Genomic DNA, 15,181 nt, shown 5'->3' with positions numbered 1-15,181 from the left:
TTTTGTTATTATTTAATTGTTTATTATTCACTTATTCTGATTTTAAGAGGTGCATTTATGGATTTGTCTTCTTTGATTCAAAAAAATAATACAAAAATAATTTTTGTAATTCTTGATGGACTTGGTGGGCTTCCTATTAATGGAAAAACAGAGCTTGAGATGGCAAATAAACCAAATCTTGACAGTCTTGCAAGAGTATCAGCATGTGGATTGCATATTCCTGTAGATTATGGGATTACGCCAGGAAGCGGACCTGGTCATTTTGGAGTCTTTGGATATGATCCTCTTCAGTATGAGATTGGTAGAGGTGTTCTTGAGGCATTAGGGCTTGATATAGAACTTCAAAAAACTGATGTAGCTTTAAGGTGTAACTATGCCACTATTAAAAATGGTTTGATAGTTGATAGAAGAGCAGGAAGAATACCTACAGAAAAAAATATAGAGCTTACCAATATGCTTTCAGAAAATATAAAGGAGATTGACGGAGTAAAAATTATTCTGAAACCTGGAAAGGAACACAGATTTTGTCTTGTAATGAGATTTTCAAAAAATATTACAGAAAAACAGGCGATGGTTACAGATACAGACCCTCAAAAAGAAGGAAAACCACCTGCTGAGCCCATTGCTTTAAATAAGGAGTCTATTGAGGTTGCAGAAATAGCTAAAAAATTTATTAAAAAAGCAGAAGAAATCTTAAAAAATGAGGAAAAAGCCAATTATGTTCTTTTAAGGGGTTTTTCTGCGTTACCAGATATACCTTCTTTTGAGCAGAAATATGGTCTTAAAGCATGTTCCATAGCAGTATATCCAATGTATCGTGGTATTACAAAATTACTTGGTATGGATATATTGCCTGTAGAGGGTGATATTAAAGAGGAAATGGAGTTACTTAAAAAGGTTTACAAAGATTATGATTTTGTTTTTCTTCACATAAAAAAGATTGATTCCTTTGGTGAAGACGGGAATTTTGAAGGTAAAATAAAAAAAATTGAAGAATTTGATAGTTTTATACCAGAGATTCTTTCATTAAATCCTGATACATTGGTTATTACAGGTGACCACAGCACTCCATGTCTTCTTAAAACACATAGCTGGCATCCTGTTCCATTGCTTATTAAATCACCCTATGTTTTTGGTGCTACGGTTAATTCCTTCACAGAAAGGGAGTGTCTTAAGGGAGAACTTGGAATAATTCATGCTACATCAATTATGCCACTTGTTCTGGCAAATACTTTGAGATTAAGGAAGTTTGGGGCATGATTGATAGCCACTGTCATCTTGAAATGTTTGAAGAAGAAATTTCAGAAGTATTAAAACGTGCCTATGATGCAGGAATAAGTACTATTATCACAATTAGCTCAGATATTGCAAGTATTGATGAAATCATGAAAATAACTGAGCAATATCCGATGGTTTATGCAACTGTTGGTATCCATCCGCATGATGTAAAGGAGTTAAACAGCGAGGTATTAAAAAAGCTTTTTGAACTGAGTAGACATCCAAAAGTAGTTGGTATAGGTGAGATAGGACTTGACTATCATTATGAACATTCACCGAAAGAAGTTCAGCGTGAAGCTTTTGCCTTACAACTTAAACTTGCCCGTGATATAGGACTGCCAGTAGTTATTCATTCAAGAGAAGCCTTTGATGATACAATAAAAATTCTAAAAGAACAAAATGTTCATAAAGGAGTTATGCATTGTTTCAGCGGAAACTTATCTCAGGCAAAGAAAGCTATTGAACTTGGATTTTTTATATCAATATCAGGCGTTGTTACATTCAAAAATGCAAAAACTATTAAAGAAGTTGCTCGGTTTGTTCCAGATGAATATTTGATGATTGAGACAGATGCTCCATATCTTGCACCTGAACCAATGCGGGGTAAAAGAAATGAGCCTTCTTTTTTAATTTACACAGCTAAGGCTTTAGCAGACTTAAGGGGGGTAACTATTGAAGACATTGATAGAATAACTACTGTAAATGTAAATAGGCTTTTTCGTATTGGGGACCTTCCAAAAGGTGAGATTGCTTATAAAATCAGGGATACTCTTTATTTAAATGTAACAAATAGATGCACAAATGTATGCAGATTCTGTGTTAGATTTCATACTGATTATGTTAAAGGACATAATTTAAGGCTTGAAAAAGAACCTTCGGCAGAGGATTTAATACAAACAATAGGCGATCCTAAAAATTATAAAGAGATTGTTTTTTGTGGTTATGGAGAACCCTTTCTAAGACTTGATTTAATTAAAGAAGTGGCAAAATGGATAAAAGAACAAGGTGGTAGGGTGAGAGTCAACACAAATGGACAGGGAAATCTAATTCATGAAAGAAAGATACTTCCAGAACTTGCTGGACTCATTGATTCAATGTCAATAAGTCTTAATGCACATGATAGTGAAACCTACAACAAAATTTGTAATCCTGTTAAGCCAAATGCCTTTGAGGCAGTTATAGAATTTATCAAGGATGCTAAAAAATATGTTCCCTTTGTGCAGATAACAGTGGTTAATCTTAAAGAAGTTGATATTAAAAAGTGTGAGGAGATTGCCAATTCATTGGGTGTTAAGTTTAAAGTAAGACATCTTGATGAGGTTGGGTAAATGCTTGAAATAATTAAAAGAGATTTTTTGCAAGGGCTTAAAACTTTTAAATTCTGGTCTACAGTTATTTCTGAAAGAATCAAGATTGAGATAAATGTTTTAAAACTTATCAGAGAAATGAATAAACTTAATCTAAAAAAAGATGAACTTCTTAAATCTATTGGCAAAGAAATATATGATTCATGGGACAGAGATTTAGAAGTTAAAGAAAATGAAAAAATATCAAGTTTAGTAAGACAGATAAGAGAAATAGAAATAGAAATAGAAGACAAAAGAAATAAATTTAAAGAACTTGAGGATATGAGTCAGTGGAAGTTCTGATATTTCTTGTTCTTGGTCTAATTGTTGGCTCATTTCTTAATGTGTGTATTTATAGAATCCCAAGAAAAATCTCTATAATCAAGCCTGCATCATTTTGTCCTGGCTGTGGAAATTCAATTAAACTATGGCATAATATTCCAGTTTTAAGCTTTATATTGCTTAAAGGCAAATGCGCTTACTGTGGCTCGAGAATTTCATTCAGATATCCATTTGTTGAGATATTAAATGGTATTCTTTATGTTTTAGCATATTTAAGTTTTGGTTTAACACCATATTTGTTATTCATTCTAATTTTTATTTCAGCCATGATAGTTGTTTCATTTATTGACATTGATTTTCAAATTATTCCTGATCAAATTTCAGTCCCTTTGATTTTTATCGGTTTTATTTTTTCTCTGTTTTCACATGGTTATACAGGGTTTGTCTCAGATTTTAAAGAATCTTTGATTGGCATAGTTGTTGGTGGAGGAAGTCTTTTGATTGTTTCAATAATAAGCAAAGGAGGCATGGGAGGAGGAGATATAAAATTGAATGCAGCGGTTGGGGCATTTCTTGGATGGAAAGCAGCTTTACTCACAATTTTTATAGGAAGTTTAATAGGTTCAATAGTTGGTATTATAATTTTTAAAAAAACAGGAAACCGCAAGATCCCATTTGGTCCGTTTCTTTCAATTGGTGCCTTGATATGTTTATTTTTAGGTGAAAAAATATTGAATTGGTATTTTGGATAGAAATTATCTTATATAAGCTTCAGTTACATAAAATCTGACCATTCTATGAGTGTTGAAATAATAGGCATTCATTGCTATGGCATTTTTCATTATTTTTATCCATATATGACGGTTTTCATAAAATAAAGGTAAGATTTCACTTGAAAGTTTATAATAGAGGTCTTCCGCATCTTTCTTGGGATCTGAAGTTTCTTCAAGAGTTCCAATAGCCCAGCCTGTATAACCTTCAATCCATCCTTCTATCCACCATCCATCAAGAACGCTTAAATTAGGGACACCATTATGAGAGGCTTTCATTCCAGATGTACCTGATGCCTCATATGGTTTTAGAGGATTATTAAGCCAGATATCAACTCCTGCAACAAGTTTCATTGCCATTGCCATGTCATAATTTGGTAAATAAACTATTTTGACCTTATTTTTTAATTTTTCTTTGACTTCAAAAATTTTCTGAATAAGTTTTTTCCCACCTTCATCTCTTGGATGAGCCTTACCAGCATATATTATTTGAATTTTTCCTTCTCCAATCATCGCAAGTCTTTCAATATCCGAAATCAATAAATCTGCTCTTTTATAAGGAGTTGCTCTTCTTGCAAAACCTATTGTGAAGGTATCATAGTTTAAATTAGCACCCGTTATTCTGTTAACAAAGTCAATTAAATGTTTCTTTGCCTGAATATGTGCATCCCAGAGTTCATCCTCAGGAATTCTCCATGCTCTTACAAATATTTCAGGCTCATTTGCCCATCCTGGTAGATATTTATTATAAAGAGTTTTGAAAGGCTCTGATACCCATGTATAGGAGTGTATTCCATTTGTTATTGCATGTATTTCATAACCAGGAAACATTTTTTCAGAGACTTCCTCATGTTTTTTAGAGACTCCATTGATAAATTCGCTCAAATTAAATCCCAGCAAAGTCATATTTAACATTCCGTCTCCAGCGAGCTTTTTTAAAAGCCATAGTGGAACTATTTCTCCAGCTATTTTTTGAATAAGTTCATATGGAAATCTGTCATGTCCTGCAGCAACTGGAGTATGAGTTGTAAAAACACATAAATTTTTTACTTTTTCAATATTCCATACAAGTTCCTCAGACCAGACTTCTTCAATTGGTCTTTTAAATCTCTGAAGAAGTTCCAGAGTTAAAAAACTTGAATGTCCTTCATTCATATGATATTTTTTGATTTCAAAACCAAGTTCATTAAGAATTTTTATGCCTCCAATACCAAGAACAATTTCTTGCTTAAGACGATATTCTAAATCTCCGCCATAAAGATAGTGAGTAAGAGTTCTATATTGAGGATCATTTTCCGGAATGTCTGTATCAAGAAATAAGATAGGAAGTTTCCCGCCTGTTGTGCTCTGTATAACATATAGCCAAGCAGTTACATAAACAGGTTTATTTTCTATTTTTACTTCAACCATTACATCAAGTTTATTTAAATATTTTTCAATGTCCCATGGATCTGGATGTTCAATCTGTCTTCCAAATGGATCAAGTTCCTGTCTAAAGTATCCCATTCTATGAATTAGTGTAATACCAATCATTGGAATTCTTAAATCAGCTGCTGATTTTAAAGTATCTCCAGCTAAAATACCAAGTCCACCACTATATGTGTGCATTTCTGGTATTATTCCTATTTCCATTGAAAAGTAAGCAATTCTTGGCTCTTTAATAAATTCATCTATGACCATATGGCATGCCTCTCTATCCTCTTGATTAATTCATCTATTGCCTGTATACCTTTTTCACCCATATCAAAAGTAAATTTATTTACATAGCATTGAATATGGGATTTTATAACATCTTCATCAAGTTCCTGAGAATATTTTTTAATAAACTTCATGGCTTCATCAAAGTGAGAATAGGCATAATTGAGACTTTCTTGGATAATTTTTTCAAGAGCTTTTTTTATATTCAATGATTTTTGGGATATGATTAAACCGAGAGGAATTGGCAATGAAGTTTCTTGTATCCAAAATTTCCCAAGATCTTCAACTAATTCAAGTCCTTTTAAGGAATATATAAACCTTCCCTCGTGAATAACGACTCCTATATCTGCCTCTTCTTTAATAATCTTATCAATAATTTTATAAAAAGGCATAAACTCAACTATATATTTTTTATTGGGGAAATTTTTTTGCCAGTAAAACCACATGAGAGCAGAAGCGGTTGTTAATCTGCCAGGTAGAGCAATTTTAATATTTGAAAGATTTTTAAGTTTTTCTAAGTTTTTTGTTATCACCACAGGTCCATATTCTGATAAAGCTCCACCTGAGGACAGCATAATATAATCATTTTGAAGATAATAAAAGGCATGAGCTGAAATTTTTGAGATATCAAGAGCCTTTTCCATGCACAGATTATTTAGAGTTTCTACATCTTCAATGACAAAATCAAAGTCCAATCCTTCAGTTTTTATCTTTTTTTCTATTATTCCAAAAAATATGAATATATCATTGGGACATGGAGATATTCCAAACTTTAACATAGAAATAATTTTACCAGATATTGAAACATTTATGGAAACTATGCTAATTTAAAAAACTAAGGTTTTGAGATATATTTGTAGTGATTGAAAATTAAATTAATTTGTAATTCATTGATTTTCAATAAATTGTAAGTTTTTGAGTAGGCTTAAAAATGAATACTTTTATATAGGAGGGAATAAAGTTGGCAACTAAAAGATCAACAGTAAAAAAAAGAAGTAAATCAGTATTAAAAAGAATAAGGCAGGATGCAAAAAGAAGATTAAGAAATCAGGCATGGAAAACAAAAATAAAGACATGTATAAAAAAAGTTGAAGAAACTATTGCCCAAAATAATAAAGATTCAATTCAAGCAGTATTAAATGAGGCAATAAAAGTGATCAGCAAAGCTGCATCAAAAGGGATTATTCATAAAAATACAGCATCCAGAAAAATATCAAGATTGACCAAAAAAGCTAATACTGTTTTAATTTCTTCAAGTTCTATGAACTAATTTAATCTGTTATCTGCTTCTTTTTAGCTAAAAAGAGTTCAGGACAATACCTGAACTCTTTTTTATTTTTAAGGCTCTATTAATAAAGTTATTGCTAACTTACACTTTATTTTTTATATAATATTTGAATGAAACGGTTCTGGATTGTTTTAACTGTAATGCTTCCTACTTTTATTGAGATTCTTGATACAACCATAAATAATGTTGCATTGAGACATATTCAGGGAAGTCTTTCAGCAGGAGTTGATGAATCAACATGGATTATTACTTCTTATCTTGTTTCAAATGCCATAGTAATTCCAATGGCTGGATGGTTGAGCAAGATTTTTGGGAGAAAAAATTATTTAATTTTTTCTATAACAGTTTTTACAATTTCTTCCTTTTTATGTGGTATGGCTTGGAGTCTTACATCTTTGATATTTTTCAGAGTTCTTCAAGGAATTGGGGGAGGAGGGTTACAGCCTTTAAGTCAGAGTATACTTCTTGAGACATTTCCAAAAGAAAAGTATGGCACAGCAATGGCAATTTATGGAATGGGTATAATTATGGCACCAATACTTGGTCCGATAGTTGGAGGATGGATTGCTGATAATTTCTCGTGGAGATGGATATACTACATAAATATCCCAGTTGGAATCATATCTATTTTAATGACTTATCTTATTATAGAGGACCCTCACTATTTAAAGAGAGAAAAACTACGCATTGATTATCCGGGAATAATTTTTTTAGCCTTAGGTATCGGATGTCTTCAAATAATGCTGGATAAGGGCGAGAGGGAAGATTGGTTTGAATCAAAGTTTATAATAACTCTTTTTGTCATAAGCATTTTAAGCCTTGCAACTCTTTTATGGTGGGAACTAAAGCGAGCAGAACATCCAATTGTTAATTTCAGGCTTTTTAAAGATAGAAATTTCTTTTTTGGTAATCTTGTGATGTTTTTTACTTTTGTTAATCTTTTTGGAAGTATTATTCTCTTACCAATCTATGTTCAGAATTTAATGGGATACACAGCATTTTTGGCAGGATTAGTTCTTGGTCCTGCTGGAATTGTTCAGTTTATAGCTTTTCCCATAAGTGGTAAAATAGTTGATAGGATAAATCCTAAAATACCTCTTGCATTCGGTATCATAATGTGTGCATATTCAACTCATCTTATGAGTTTATTTAATCTTCAAGCAGGATTCTGGGATTTTGTTTATCCGAGAGCAGTTTTAGCTCTTGGTATGGCTTTTGTTATAACTCCTTTAGCGGCAATGACAGTAGCGTATATTCCAAAAGAAAAAATGCAGGACGCTACTCCATTAAATGGTGTTATAAGAAACATTGGAGGCTCTGTTGGCACAGCGATAGTTACAACGATTGTATCGCAGAGAACACAGTTTCATCAGGCAAGACTTGTAGAAAATCTTACTCCCTATGACATTCCTTATCAGATTATAATTGAAAAATTAAATGAATATTTATCTATAAGGACATTTCTTCCACCAGAAAACCCGATATACAGAGAACTTATAAGGCAGGCTCAGACAATAGCTTTTAATGAAGCATTCTGGATTTTAAGTATTGCAATGATTTCAATGATTGTGACCATCATGTTTTTCCGTAAGCCGATTTATAAAAAGAAAGGAGGAAATGCTGGTGCAGTCCATTAAAGGAAAGATTGCACTTATAACAGGTGCATCAAAAGGTATAGGATTAGCAACTGCTCAGAAATTCGCAAATCAAGGAGCTCAACTTGCTCTTGTATCAAGGTCTGAAGAATTATTAAACAGCATTGCGGAGAAAATTAAAAAGCAGTTTGGCGTGAATGTTTTAAGTATACCTGCTGACATTTCCAAAACTGACGAAGTTGAAAGAGTATTTGAAACATTGAAATCTCATTTTGGTAAACTTGATATTTTAGTTAATAATGCAGGAAGAGGAATTTTTAACTATATTGAGAACGGTTCATCAAAAGAGTGGAAAGAGGTTATTGATTTAAATCTTACAGGACTTATTCACTGTACCCATTTAGCTGCAAAAATGATGATTTTGCAAAGAAGTGGTCATATTGTTAATATTTCTTCAGTAGCTGGAAGGGTTGGAATTCCAGGATGGTCAGTTTACTGTGCTACAAAATGGGCAGTTGTAGGATTTTCTGAATCAATTCGCAAAGAATTGATAAAATACAATATCCGTGTTACAGTAATAGAGCCAGGAGTCGTGGCAACACAGTGGGGCGAAAATATGCCTGAAGAATGGATAAAAAGTAGGGGTGCAATGAAAGCTTTAAAGGCTGAAGATGTTGCAGAGGCAATATACTATGTTGTAACTCAACCTGAGCATGTTTCTATAAATGAATTGCTTATAAGACCAACAGAACAGGAAAGATAATTTTGATGTCTAAGGAGGTTTTCAAGAAAATGTTTACTCATTTTGATGAAAAAGGACAGGCAAGGATGGTTGATGTTACAGGCAAACCTGTAACAGAAAGGATTGCTATTGCTGAAGGTATTGTAAAAATGAAACCAGAAACTTTGAAAATGATTTTAAACAAAAAAATTGTAAAGGGCGATGTTTTTCAGGTTGCCCGCCTTGCTGGAATTATGGCTGCAAAAATGACACCTCATCTTATTCCACTTTGCCATCCTCTTCCAATTACGTCTATTGAAATTGATTTTGAACCAGATGAAGATAACTCTCAGGTAAAAATAAAAACTACTGTAAAGACAACTGCTCAAACAGGAGTTGAAATGGAAGCAATGGTTGCAACATCTTTGGCATCTCTTACAGTATATGACATGTGCAAGGCTGTTGATAAAGAAATGATAATTGGAGATATAAAGCTTGTTTATAAAGCAGGAGGTAAAAGCGGTGAGTTTGTTAGAACCTAATCCTCTTTATTTGAATCTCCTCCAGAATTAAGCTGCCTTTCCACCATAGGATTAAGTCTTATAAAAATAATAATGGAATTGCCCTCTTTTTTATAAACAGTTTCAACAGGCTCTAAAATTCCAAATATCCATGGAAAATATAATGGTTTTAGCTCGTAACCCAGAATATTTTCTCCCTCATCTATCACAGAACATTTTATAGAACTAACAAATGAAGGGTTCCTTAAAATCTCATTTACAATTTTTAGTGCTTCTTTTTCATTCAAATTTTCAATTATTCTGTATTTAAAAGCTGGTGCATAGGGAACTATTTTGATTTTATCATCAACTTTATCAAGAATGATGAATGTTTCAGGATCATTTATAAATGAATTTGAGTAAATAATTAAGTTAAAGACTCCCTTTATATCTGCCTCATTGCATTGCTTAAGAGATACCTCTGCTTGCAGATTTATCGGCATAATAAGCAGTGTTAAAAATATTAATATTTTAGTCAACTTCATAAAAAATATTATACTAAAAATTGTGGATGTAGTTGTAGGAAAAAATTTAACAAAATATTACAAAAAATTTAAAGCCCTTGATTCAGCCAATTTTGAGATAAAAGAAGGTGAATGCTTCGGATTTCTTGGTCCAAATGGTGCTGGAAAAACAACAATAATGGGAATGATTTACGGGTTTATTACTCTGTCTGAAGGGGAGATAAAAATATTTGGTATAAAAATAGACGAAAAAACCCTTCCAAAACTTAAAAGAAGAATTGGAGTTATTCCTCAGGACAACAATCTTGACCCTGATCTCAATGTCCTTGAAAATCTGATCGTTTATGCAAGATACTTTGATATATCTAAGAACGAAGCTATTAGAAGAGCCAAGGAACTTCTTAAATTTGTAAAACTTGAGGAATGGAGCAAAATCAATGTTAGGAAACTTTCAGGAGGGATGCAAAGAAAGCTTATATTTGCAAGAGGTTTAATAAATGACCCAGACATAATAATTCTTGATGAACCCACAACAGGTCTTGACCCTCGTAGCAGAAGACAGATATGGGATAAAATTGAAGTTTTAAAGCATTCTGGTAAAACACTTATCCTTACAACTCATTACATGGAAGAAGCTGAAAAACTCTGTGACAGGCTTGCAATTATGGACAAAGGTAAAATATTGATTATTGATACCCCCCAGAACCTTTCAATTAAATTTGGTGGAAATCTTGAGCATGTTTATTTAAATATGACTGAGGGATAAAATGGACTTTAAAAGAGCATTTAGGGTATGGCAAAGGAATGCAACAGTTTATAAAAAACTTTATCGTTCAAGTCTTACACTTAATTTTTTTGAACCTATGCTTTATTTAATCGCTCTTGGTTACGGGCTTGGAGGATTTATAAAAGAGATAAATGGAATGACATATATTGAGTTTATTGCTCCTGGAATTATAATGTCTTCAGCCATGTTTGCTGCTTGTTATGAATGCACTTACGGAACTTATGTTAGAATGGTTTATCAAAAAACATTTGACGCAATCTTAGCAACTCCAATAACTTTTAATGAACTTATACTTGGAGAACTCCTATGGGGAGCAACAAAAAGCCTGATTTATGGTACTGTTATAATTCTTGTTATTTCATTGTTTGGACTGGTCAAATCTTCTTATGTAGTTTTTCTTATTCCATTAATTCTTATGTGTGGCTTAATATTTGCCAGTTTATCTTTAATTGCAACAGCTATAGTTCCAGGAATTGATTCGTTTAATTACTTTTATACTCTTATTCTGACTCCTCTTTTTTTATTTTCAGGAATTTTTTTCCCTCTTGAAGACATGCCTGAGATTGTAATTAAACTATCTCAGGCAAATCCCTTGATGCATCTTGTAAATATTTCAAGGGCATTTTGCTATGGGAAGATTCCATATAGTTTTATTTATGATTTAATAGTGATTGTTATTTATCTATTTGTTCTCGCTCCATTTCCGTTTATTTTGTTAAAGAAACGTTATGTTTTGTGATTTTTACTTAAAGTTATTTGAAATTATAAAAAATTTGAATGAGCGTGAATTTTTTTTGCTATAATTTATCAGCGTGATAATTAAAGGAATTTCAGGCATAGTTTTGATTTATCTGTTTATTGGAAGTATGTGGATACTATTTTCCGATACGATACTTTCATATTTTATCAAAGATGTTTCTGAATTGACCAAATTTCAGACCTATAAAGGATGGTTTTATGTTTCTATCACAGGATTATTACTTTATTTCTTGATAAAGGGATACACGTGGAAGTTAATAAACTCTCAGAGAAGAATAAAAGAACTTTATAGTGAGCTCAATTCCTTTATCCAATTAATACCAGATGGCATTGTTATTATTTCACAGGATTTTAAAATTTTATGGATGAATACAGTAGTTGAAAAACTGTTGGATAAAAAAATTCATGAAGGAATTAATATGCACTGTTATGAGATTTTTTATAAAAAAAATGTTATCTGCGAAGTATGTCCTGTAAAGAAAGCCTTTGAAAATGTTTGTCTTGTAGAGGAAACTATAACTTATCTTTCAGGATCAATTTTCAACATAAGAGCTGTGCCCATATTTGATGAATATCATAAGGTTTCAAAGGTTATGGTTTTAATCAGAGATGTTACAAAACAGAAAAAAAACAGAGGAACAATTAATTCAAGCGCAGAAGATAGAAGCAGCAGCTTTGTTAGCCAATGGAATTGCTCATGACTTTAATAATTTATTGACTCCAATCTTAGGTTTTTCAGGATTAGTTGAATCTAAGCTTGGCGCAAATCATCCTTTGTATCCTTATGTTGAACATATCCATTCATCCGCAGAGAAAGCAAAAGAGCTTATAAAAAGACTTCTTTCTTTCAGTAGAAAAGATACTACTGAATTTAAACCTTTGTATTTGGATGATTTACTGAAAGATTTTTTAGAATTTATTCATCCTATTCTGCGAAAGGATATTAAAATAATAACAGATTTAAATGTTGGCACTATTCAAATTTTTGCTGATAAAAACTTGATTGAACAGGTAATAATGAATCTTGTAACTAATGCGAAAGACGCTATGCCAGAAGGTGGGATTTTAAAGATATCAACATCATTAATAGAAATTGATGAAACATTCGTTAATACACATGGCTATGGTAAACCAGGTAGGTATGTGCTACTTTCAATTAGTGATACAGGTCATGGTATGGATGAAGAGGTCAAACAGAGAATATTTGAACCATTTTTTACAACAAAGGGAGATAAAGGAACAGGACTTGGTTTATCGGTTGTATACAATATAGTCCAACAACATAATGGCTATATAAATGTCTATAGTGAACTGCAAAAAGGCACAACTTTTGAAATATATTTCCCTGTTTTTGAAATCCTGCAAGAAAACTCAAATGCGAGAGGAGGGATTTGAACCCTCACGGGTCTCCCCACTGGATTCTAAGTCCAGCGCGTCTGCCATTCCGCCACTCTCGCAATATTTTATTTTAAAAGAATTTTAAAGATTCAATCCAATGTCTTTTCTATATTGCATTCCTTCAAATTTTATAAACTCAACAGCAGAGTACGCTTTTTGCCTTGCTTCTTTTATATCTTTGCCCAAAGCCGTTATTCCTAAAACTCTTCCGCCATTAGTTACAATTTTTCCATCATCATCAAATTTAGTGCCTGCATGAAATACTGTAATATCCTTTAATCCTTTGAACATTTCAAGTCCATAAATAGGTATCCCTTTTTTATACTTTCCTGGATATCCCTCTGATGCCAGAATAACACATAGAGAGGCTTCATTTTTCCATTTCACATCTACTTTATTTAATTTTTGTTCTGCTATTGCCATAAAGATGTCCATAATATCAGTTTCAAGTCTTGGAAGAATTACCTGAGTTTCAGGATCTCCAAATCTACAGTTAAATTCAAGCACATAGGGTTTGTTGTTAATAATCATAAGCCCTGCATAGAGAATTCCTTTGTAAACTATTCCTTCTTGCTTTAATCCTTTAATAGTTGGCTTTATTACAGTTTCAAGAATTTCATATTCAAGTTCTGGAGTAATTATTGGGTTAGGGCTGAATGTTCCCATGCCGCCAGTATTTGGACCTTCATCGTTATCTAAAAGTCTTTTATGATCCTTAGATGTAACCATTGGTATAATGGTTTTGCCATCAGTAAAAACAAGATAGGAAACTTCTTTACCTTGAAGACACTCTTCAATTACAACTCTGTCTCCAGCAGAGCCAAAAGCTTTTTCTTTCATAATTAGTTTTAGAGCATCAACCGCTTCGTCATAACTTTGGCACACAAAAACTCCTTTGCCTGCAGCAAGTCCATCTGCTTTGATTACAATGGGTGTTCCTTTTAACCTGATATATTCTTCTGCATGTGTATAAGATGTGAAAACTTTATATTCTGATGTCGGAATTTTATGTCTTTTCATGAAATCCTTTGCAAATACTTTACTGCTTTCAATTTGTGCCCCAGCTTTTGTAGGACCTATTATTTTTCTTCCCTCTTTCTGAAATATATCAACAATTCCTTTAGCAAGAGGCTCTTCCGGTCCTACAACTGTGAGATCAATCCATTCGTATTTTACAAAGTCTAAAAGAGCAGAGAAATTCTTGCTTTCAACTTCTACACATTCAGCAATTTCAGAAATTCCTGCATTTCCAGGAGCACAATAAATTTTGTCTACCACTTTTGATTGAGCAAGTTTCCATACAATAGCATGTTCTCTTCCTCCTGAACCTATAACAAGAACTTTCATCTTTTTTCCTCCTCTGTTCTTTTAACCAACCAGTATACTATACCAATTATGAGAATGGCAGCTATAAGTGAGATTATAAAATCAATTGTTTCATGTTTTAGTGTTGCTATCATAGTCTCTCTTATTACAGTAACAAGAGCAACTCCAACAAAAACGCTTATTCTGAATTTTCCTCCCTTAAGATGGGCAATCTCAGTATTTAAAAGTTCAAGCATAACCCACAGAATAAGTACTGAACCAAGGGCAGTTACAATTGTCTGTTCAAGTTTACCTGATAATATTTCATATATATCTTTTCCGCAAAGATAAATTACAGCAAAAGTAAGAATGCTTAATCCAACTATAAGGACAAGGCTTACAAGCTGAGAAAATATTTCACCGTATCTTACAAGTTGGATTTTTATTCTATAGGCTGGGGAATAACCTTTTATTTCTTCCTCAAGATAGGAGGAGGTTATAATATCAAGATTTATATCAAGTATTTTATTTATGGAAATTATATATTTTTCTCTGTCTTTTTCTATTTCCTCGCAAAGTATGTCAACACAAGCATTTCTTATAATATTTATTGCTCTTGTCATAAAATGAGGGTCAACTCCGACTCTTTCATGTCTTTGCCCAATTCTAATAAGAAAATCATAAAAGTAGTTATCATATTTACCTGAAAAAAGAGCTATAAACCATGTTCTTACAAGTCTCATTACATGCTTTATTAATGATTCGTTCTTAAAAACTCTTTTTGCCGACTCTGTTTGAATGATCCATTGATAAAGAGCTCCTACTACTTTCTCAGCTCTTTTTTCCATAAGAGGTTTAAGCTCTATAAGTCTTGCTTCATCTTCTTTTGTAAAATAATAATTTGCCTTTATTTCTTTAAATGGTCTCATT

General features: G+C 32.4%; 17 protein-coding genes and 1 tRNA gene. 12 read left to right on the top strand and 6 right to left on the bottom strand.

The window, feature by feature from the left end; genetic code table 11:
- The first annotated feature begins 57 nt into the window (after positions 1 to 57).
- From THEYE_RS06225 to THEYE_RS06210, 4 genes are read left to right on the top strand one after another with little or no spacing between them, the layout of a single operon-like run.
- Complete coding sequence (locus THEYE_RS06225; protein WP_012546020.1) at positions 58 to 1,260, top strand: 2,3-bisphosphoglycerate-independent phosphoglycerate mutase; 1,203 nt, start codon at positions 58 to 60, stop codon at positions 1,258 to 1,260.
- Positions 1,257 to 2,606, top strand: coding sequence for a TatD family hydrolase (locus tag THEYE_RS06220; protein WP_012545153.1), 1,350 nt, complete (start codon positions 1,257 to 1,259; stop codon positions 2,604 to 2,606). The genes THEYE_RS06225 and THEYE_RS06220 overlap by 4 nt, the downstream gene beginning before the upstream one ends.
- Entirely contained in the window at positions 2,607 to 2,927 is a 321-nt protein-coding gene (locus tag THEYE_RS06215) for a hypothetical protein (protein WP_012545773.1), read from the top strand.
- Complete coding sequence (locus tag THEYE_RS06210) at positions 2,915 to 3,658, top strand: prepilin peptidase (RefSeq protein ID WP_012546828.1); 744 nt, start codon at positions 2,915 to 2,917, stop codon at positions 3,656 to 3,658. Before THEYE_RS06215 ends, THEYE_RS06210 begins: the two co-directional genes overlap by 13 nt.
- A gap of 3 nt (positions 3,659 to 3,661) precedes the next feature.
- On the opposite strand, the gene glgP is transcribed toward THEYE_RS06210, so the two are convergent.
- Entirely contained in the window at positions 3,662 to 5,356 is a 1,695-nt protein-coding gene (gene glgP, locus THEYE_RS06205; RefSeq protein ID WP_012545636.1) for an alpha-glucan family phosphorylase, read from the bottom strand.
- Entirely contained in the window at positions 5,347 to 6,153 is an 807-nt protein-coding gene (locus THEYE_RS06200) for a 1,4-dihydroxy-6-naphtoate synthase (protein ID WP_012546231.1), read from the bottom strand. The genes glgP and THEYE_RS06200 overlap by 10 nt, the downstream gene beginning before the upstream one ends.
- 182 nt (positions 6,154 to 6,335) lie before the next feature.
- On the opposite strand from THEYE_RS06200, the gene rpsT reads away from it, so the two are divergent.
- The 4 genes from rpsT to moaC all read left to right on the top strand — a co-directional run bounded on the left by rpsT (position 6,336) and on the right by moaC (position 9,520).
- The gene (gene rpsT / locus THEYE_RS06195; RefSeq protein ID WP_012545489.1) at positions 6,336 to 6,644 is read left to right on the top strand and encodes a 30S ribosomal protein S20; all 309 of its coding nucleotides are present in this window, start codon (positions 6,336 to 6,338) and stop codon (positions 6,642 to 6,644) included.
- Positions 6,645 to 6,772: 128 nt separating this feature from the next.
- Positions 6,773 to 8,299 carry a DHA2 family efflux MFS transporter permease subunit gene (locus THEYE_RS06190; RefSeq protein WP_012546639.1) on the top strand — a complete coding sequence of 509 codons (1,527 nt, stop codon included), beginning with the start codon at positions 6,773 to 6,775 and terminating at the stop codon, positions 8,297 to 8,299.
- Positions 8,280 to 9,020, top strand: coding sequence for an SDR family oxidoreductase (locus THEYE_RS06185; RefSeq protein ID WP_164924846.1), 741 nt, complete (start codon positions 8,280 to 8,282; stop codon positions 9,018 to 9,020). The genes THEYE_RS06190 and THEYE_RS06185 overlap by 20 nt, the downstream gene beginning before the upstream one ends.
- 29 nt (positions 9,021 to 9,049) lie before the next feature.
- A complete protein-coding gene (gene moaC, locus THEYE_RS06180; RefSeq protein ID WP_012545678.1) occupies positions 9,050 to 9,520 on the top strand; it encodes a cyclic pyranopterin monophosphate synthase MoaC in 471 nt (156 codons plus the stop codon).
- On the opposite strand, the gene THEYE_RS06175 is transcribed toward moaC, so the two are convergent.
- The gene (locus tag THEYE_RS06175) at positions 9,517 to 10,023 is read right to left on the bottom strand and encodes a hypothetical protein (protein WP_164924845.1); all 507 of its coding nucleotides are present in this window, start codon (positions 10,021 to 10,023) and stop codon (positions 9,517 to 9,519) included. The two genes, moaC and THEYE_RS06175, sit on opposite strands and share 4 nt — an antisense overlap.
- 22 nt (positions 10,024 to 10,045) lie before the next feature.
- Between THEYE_RS06175 and THEYE_RS06170 the strand changes: the two genes are divergently transcribed.
- The 4 genes from THEYE_RS06170 to THEYE_RS06155 all read left to right on the top strand — a co-directional run bounded on the left by THEYE_RS06170 (position 10,046) and on the right by THEYE_RS06155 (position 12,943).
- Complete coding sequence (locus tag THEYE_RS06170; protein WP_012546224.1) at positions 10,046 to 10,768, top strand: ABC transporter ATP-binding protein; 723 nt, start codon at positions 10,046 to 10,048, stop codon at positions 10,766 to 10,768.
- Between the two features lies 1 nt (position 10,769).
- Positions 10,770 to 11,528: an ABC transporter permease gene (locus tag THEYE_RS06165; RefSeq protein ID WP_012545091.1), complete on the top strand. Its 759-nt coding sequence runs from the start codon at positions 10,770 to 10,772 to the stop codon at positions 11,526 to 11,528.
- 73 nt (positions 11,529 to 11,601) lie between these two features.
- On the top strand, positions 11,602 to 12,249 hold the full coding sequence (locus THEYE_RS06160) for a PAS domain-containing protein (protein ID WP_164924844.1): 648 nt from the start codon (positions 11,602 to 11,604) through the stop codon (positions 12,247 to 12,249).
- Positions 12,158 to 12,943 (top strand): sensor histidine kinase, encoded by a 786-nt coding sequence (locus THEYE_RS06155; protein WP_012545364.1) that lies wholly within the window; start codon positions 12,158 to 12,160, stop codon positions 12,941 to 12,943. Before THEYE_RS06160 ends, THEYE_RS06155 begins: the two co-directional genes overlap by 92 nt.
- Here THEYE_RS06155 and THEYE_RS06150 read toward each other — a convergent pair.
- The 3 genes from THEYE_RS06150 to THEYE_RS06140 all read right to left on the bottom strand — a co-directional run bounded on the left by THEYE_RS06150 (position 12,925) and on the right by THEYE_RS06140 (position 15,180).
- A tRNA-Leu gene (locus tag THEYE_RS06150) sits at positions 12,925 to 13,005 on the bottom strand. The two genes, THEYE_RS06155 and THEYE_RS06150, sit on opposite strands and share 19 nt — an antisense overlap.
- Positions 13,006 to 13,027: 22 nt before the next feature.
- Complete coding sequence (purD, locus tag THEYE_RS06145; RefSeq protein ID WP_012545691.1) at positions 13,028 to 14,293, bottom strand: phosphoribosylamine--glycine ligase; 1,266 nt, start codon at positions 14,291 to 14,293, stop codon at positions 13,028 to 13,030.
- Positions 14,290 to 15,180 carry a protoglobin domain-containing protein gene (locus tag THEYE_RS06140; protein ID WP_012546656.1) on the bottom strand — a complete coding sequence of 297 codons (891 nt, stop codon included), beginning with the start codon at positions 15,178 to 15,180 and terminating at the stop codon, positions 14,290 to 14,292. The genes purD and THEYE_RS06140 overlap by 4 nt, the downstream gene beginning before the upstream one ends.
- Between the last annotated feature and the right edge of the window lies 1 nt (position 15,181).

This window comes from Thermodesulfovibrio yellowstonii DSM 11347 (genome assembly GCF_000020985.1).
GTDB lineage: Bacteria > Nitrospirota > Thermodesulfovibrionia > Thermodesulfovibrionales > Thermodesulfovibrionaceae > Thermodesulfovibrio > Thermodesulfovibrio yellowstonii.
The sequence above is the reverse complement of the archived record's forward strand: the minus strand, read 5'-3'. Positions and strand labels throughout refer to the sequence as shown.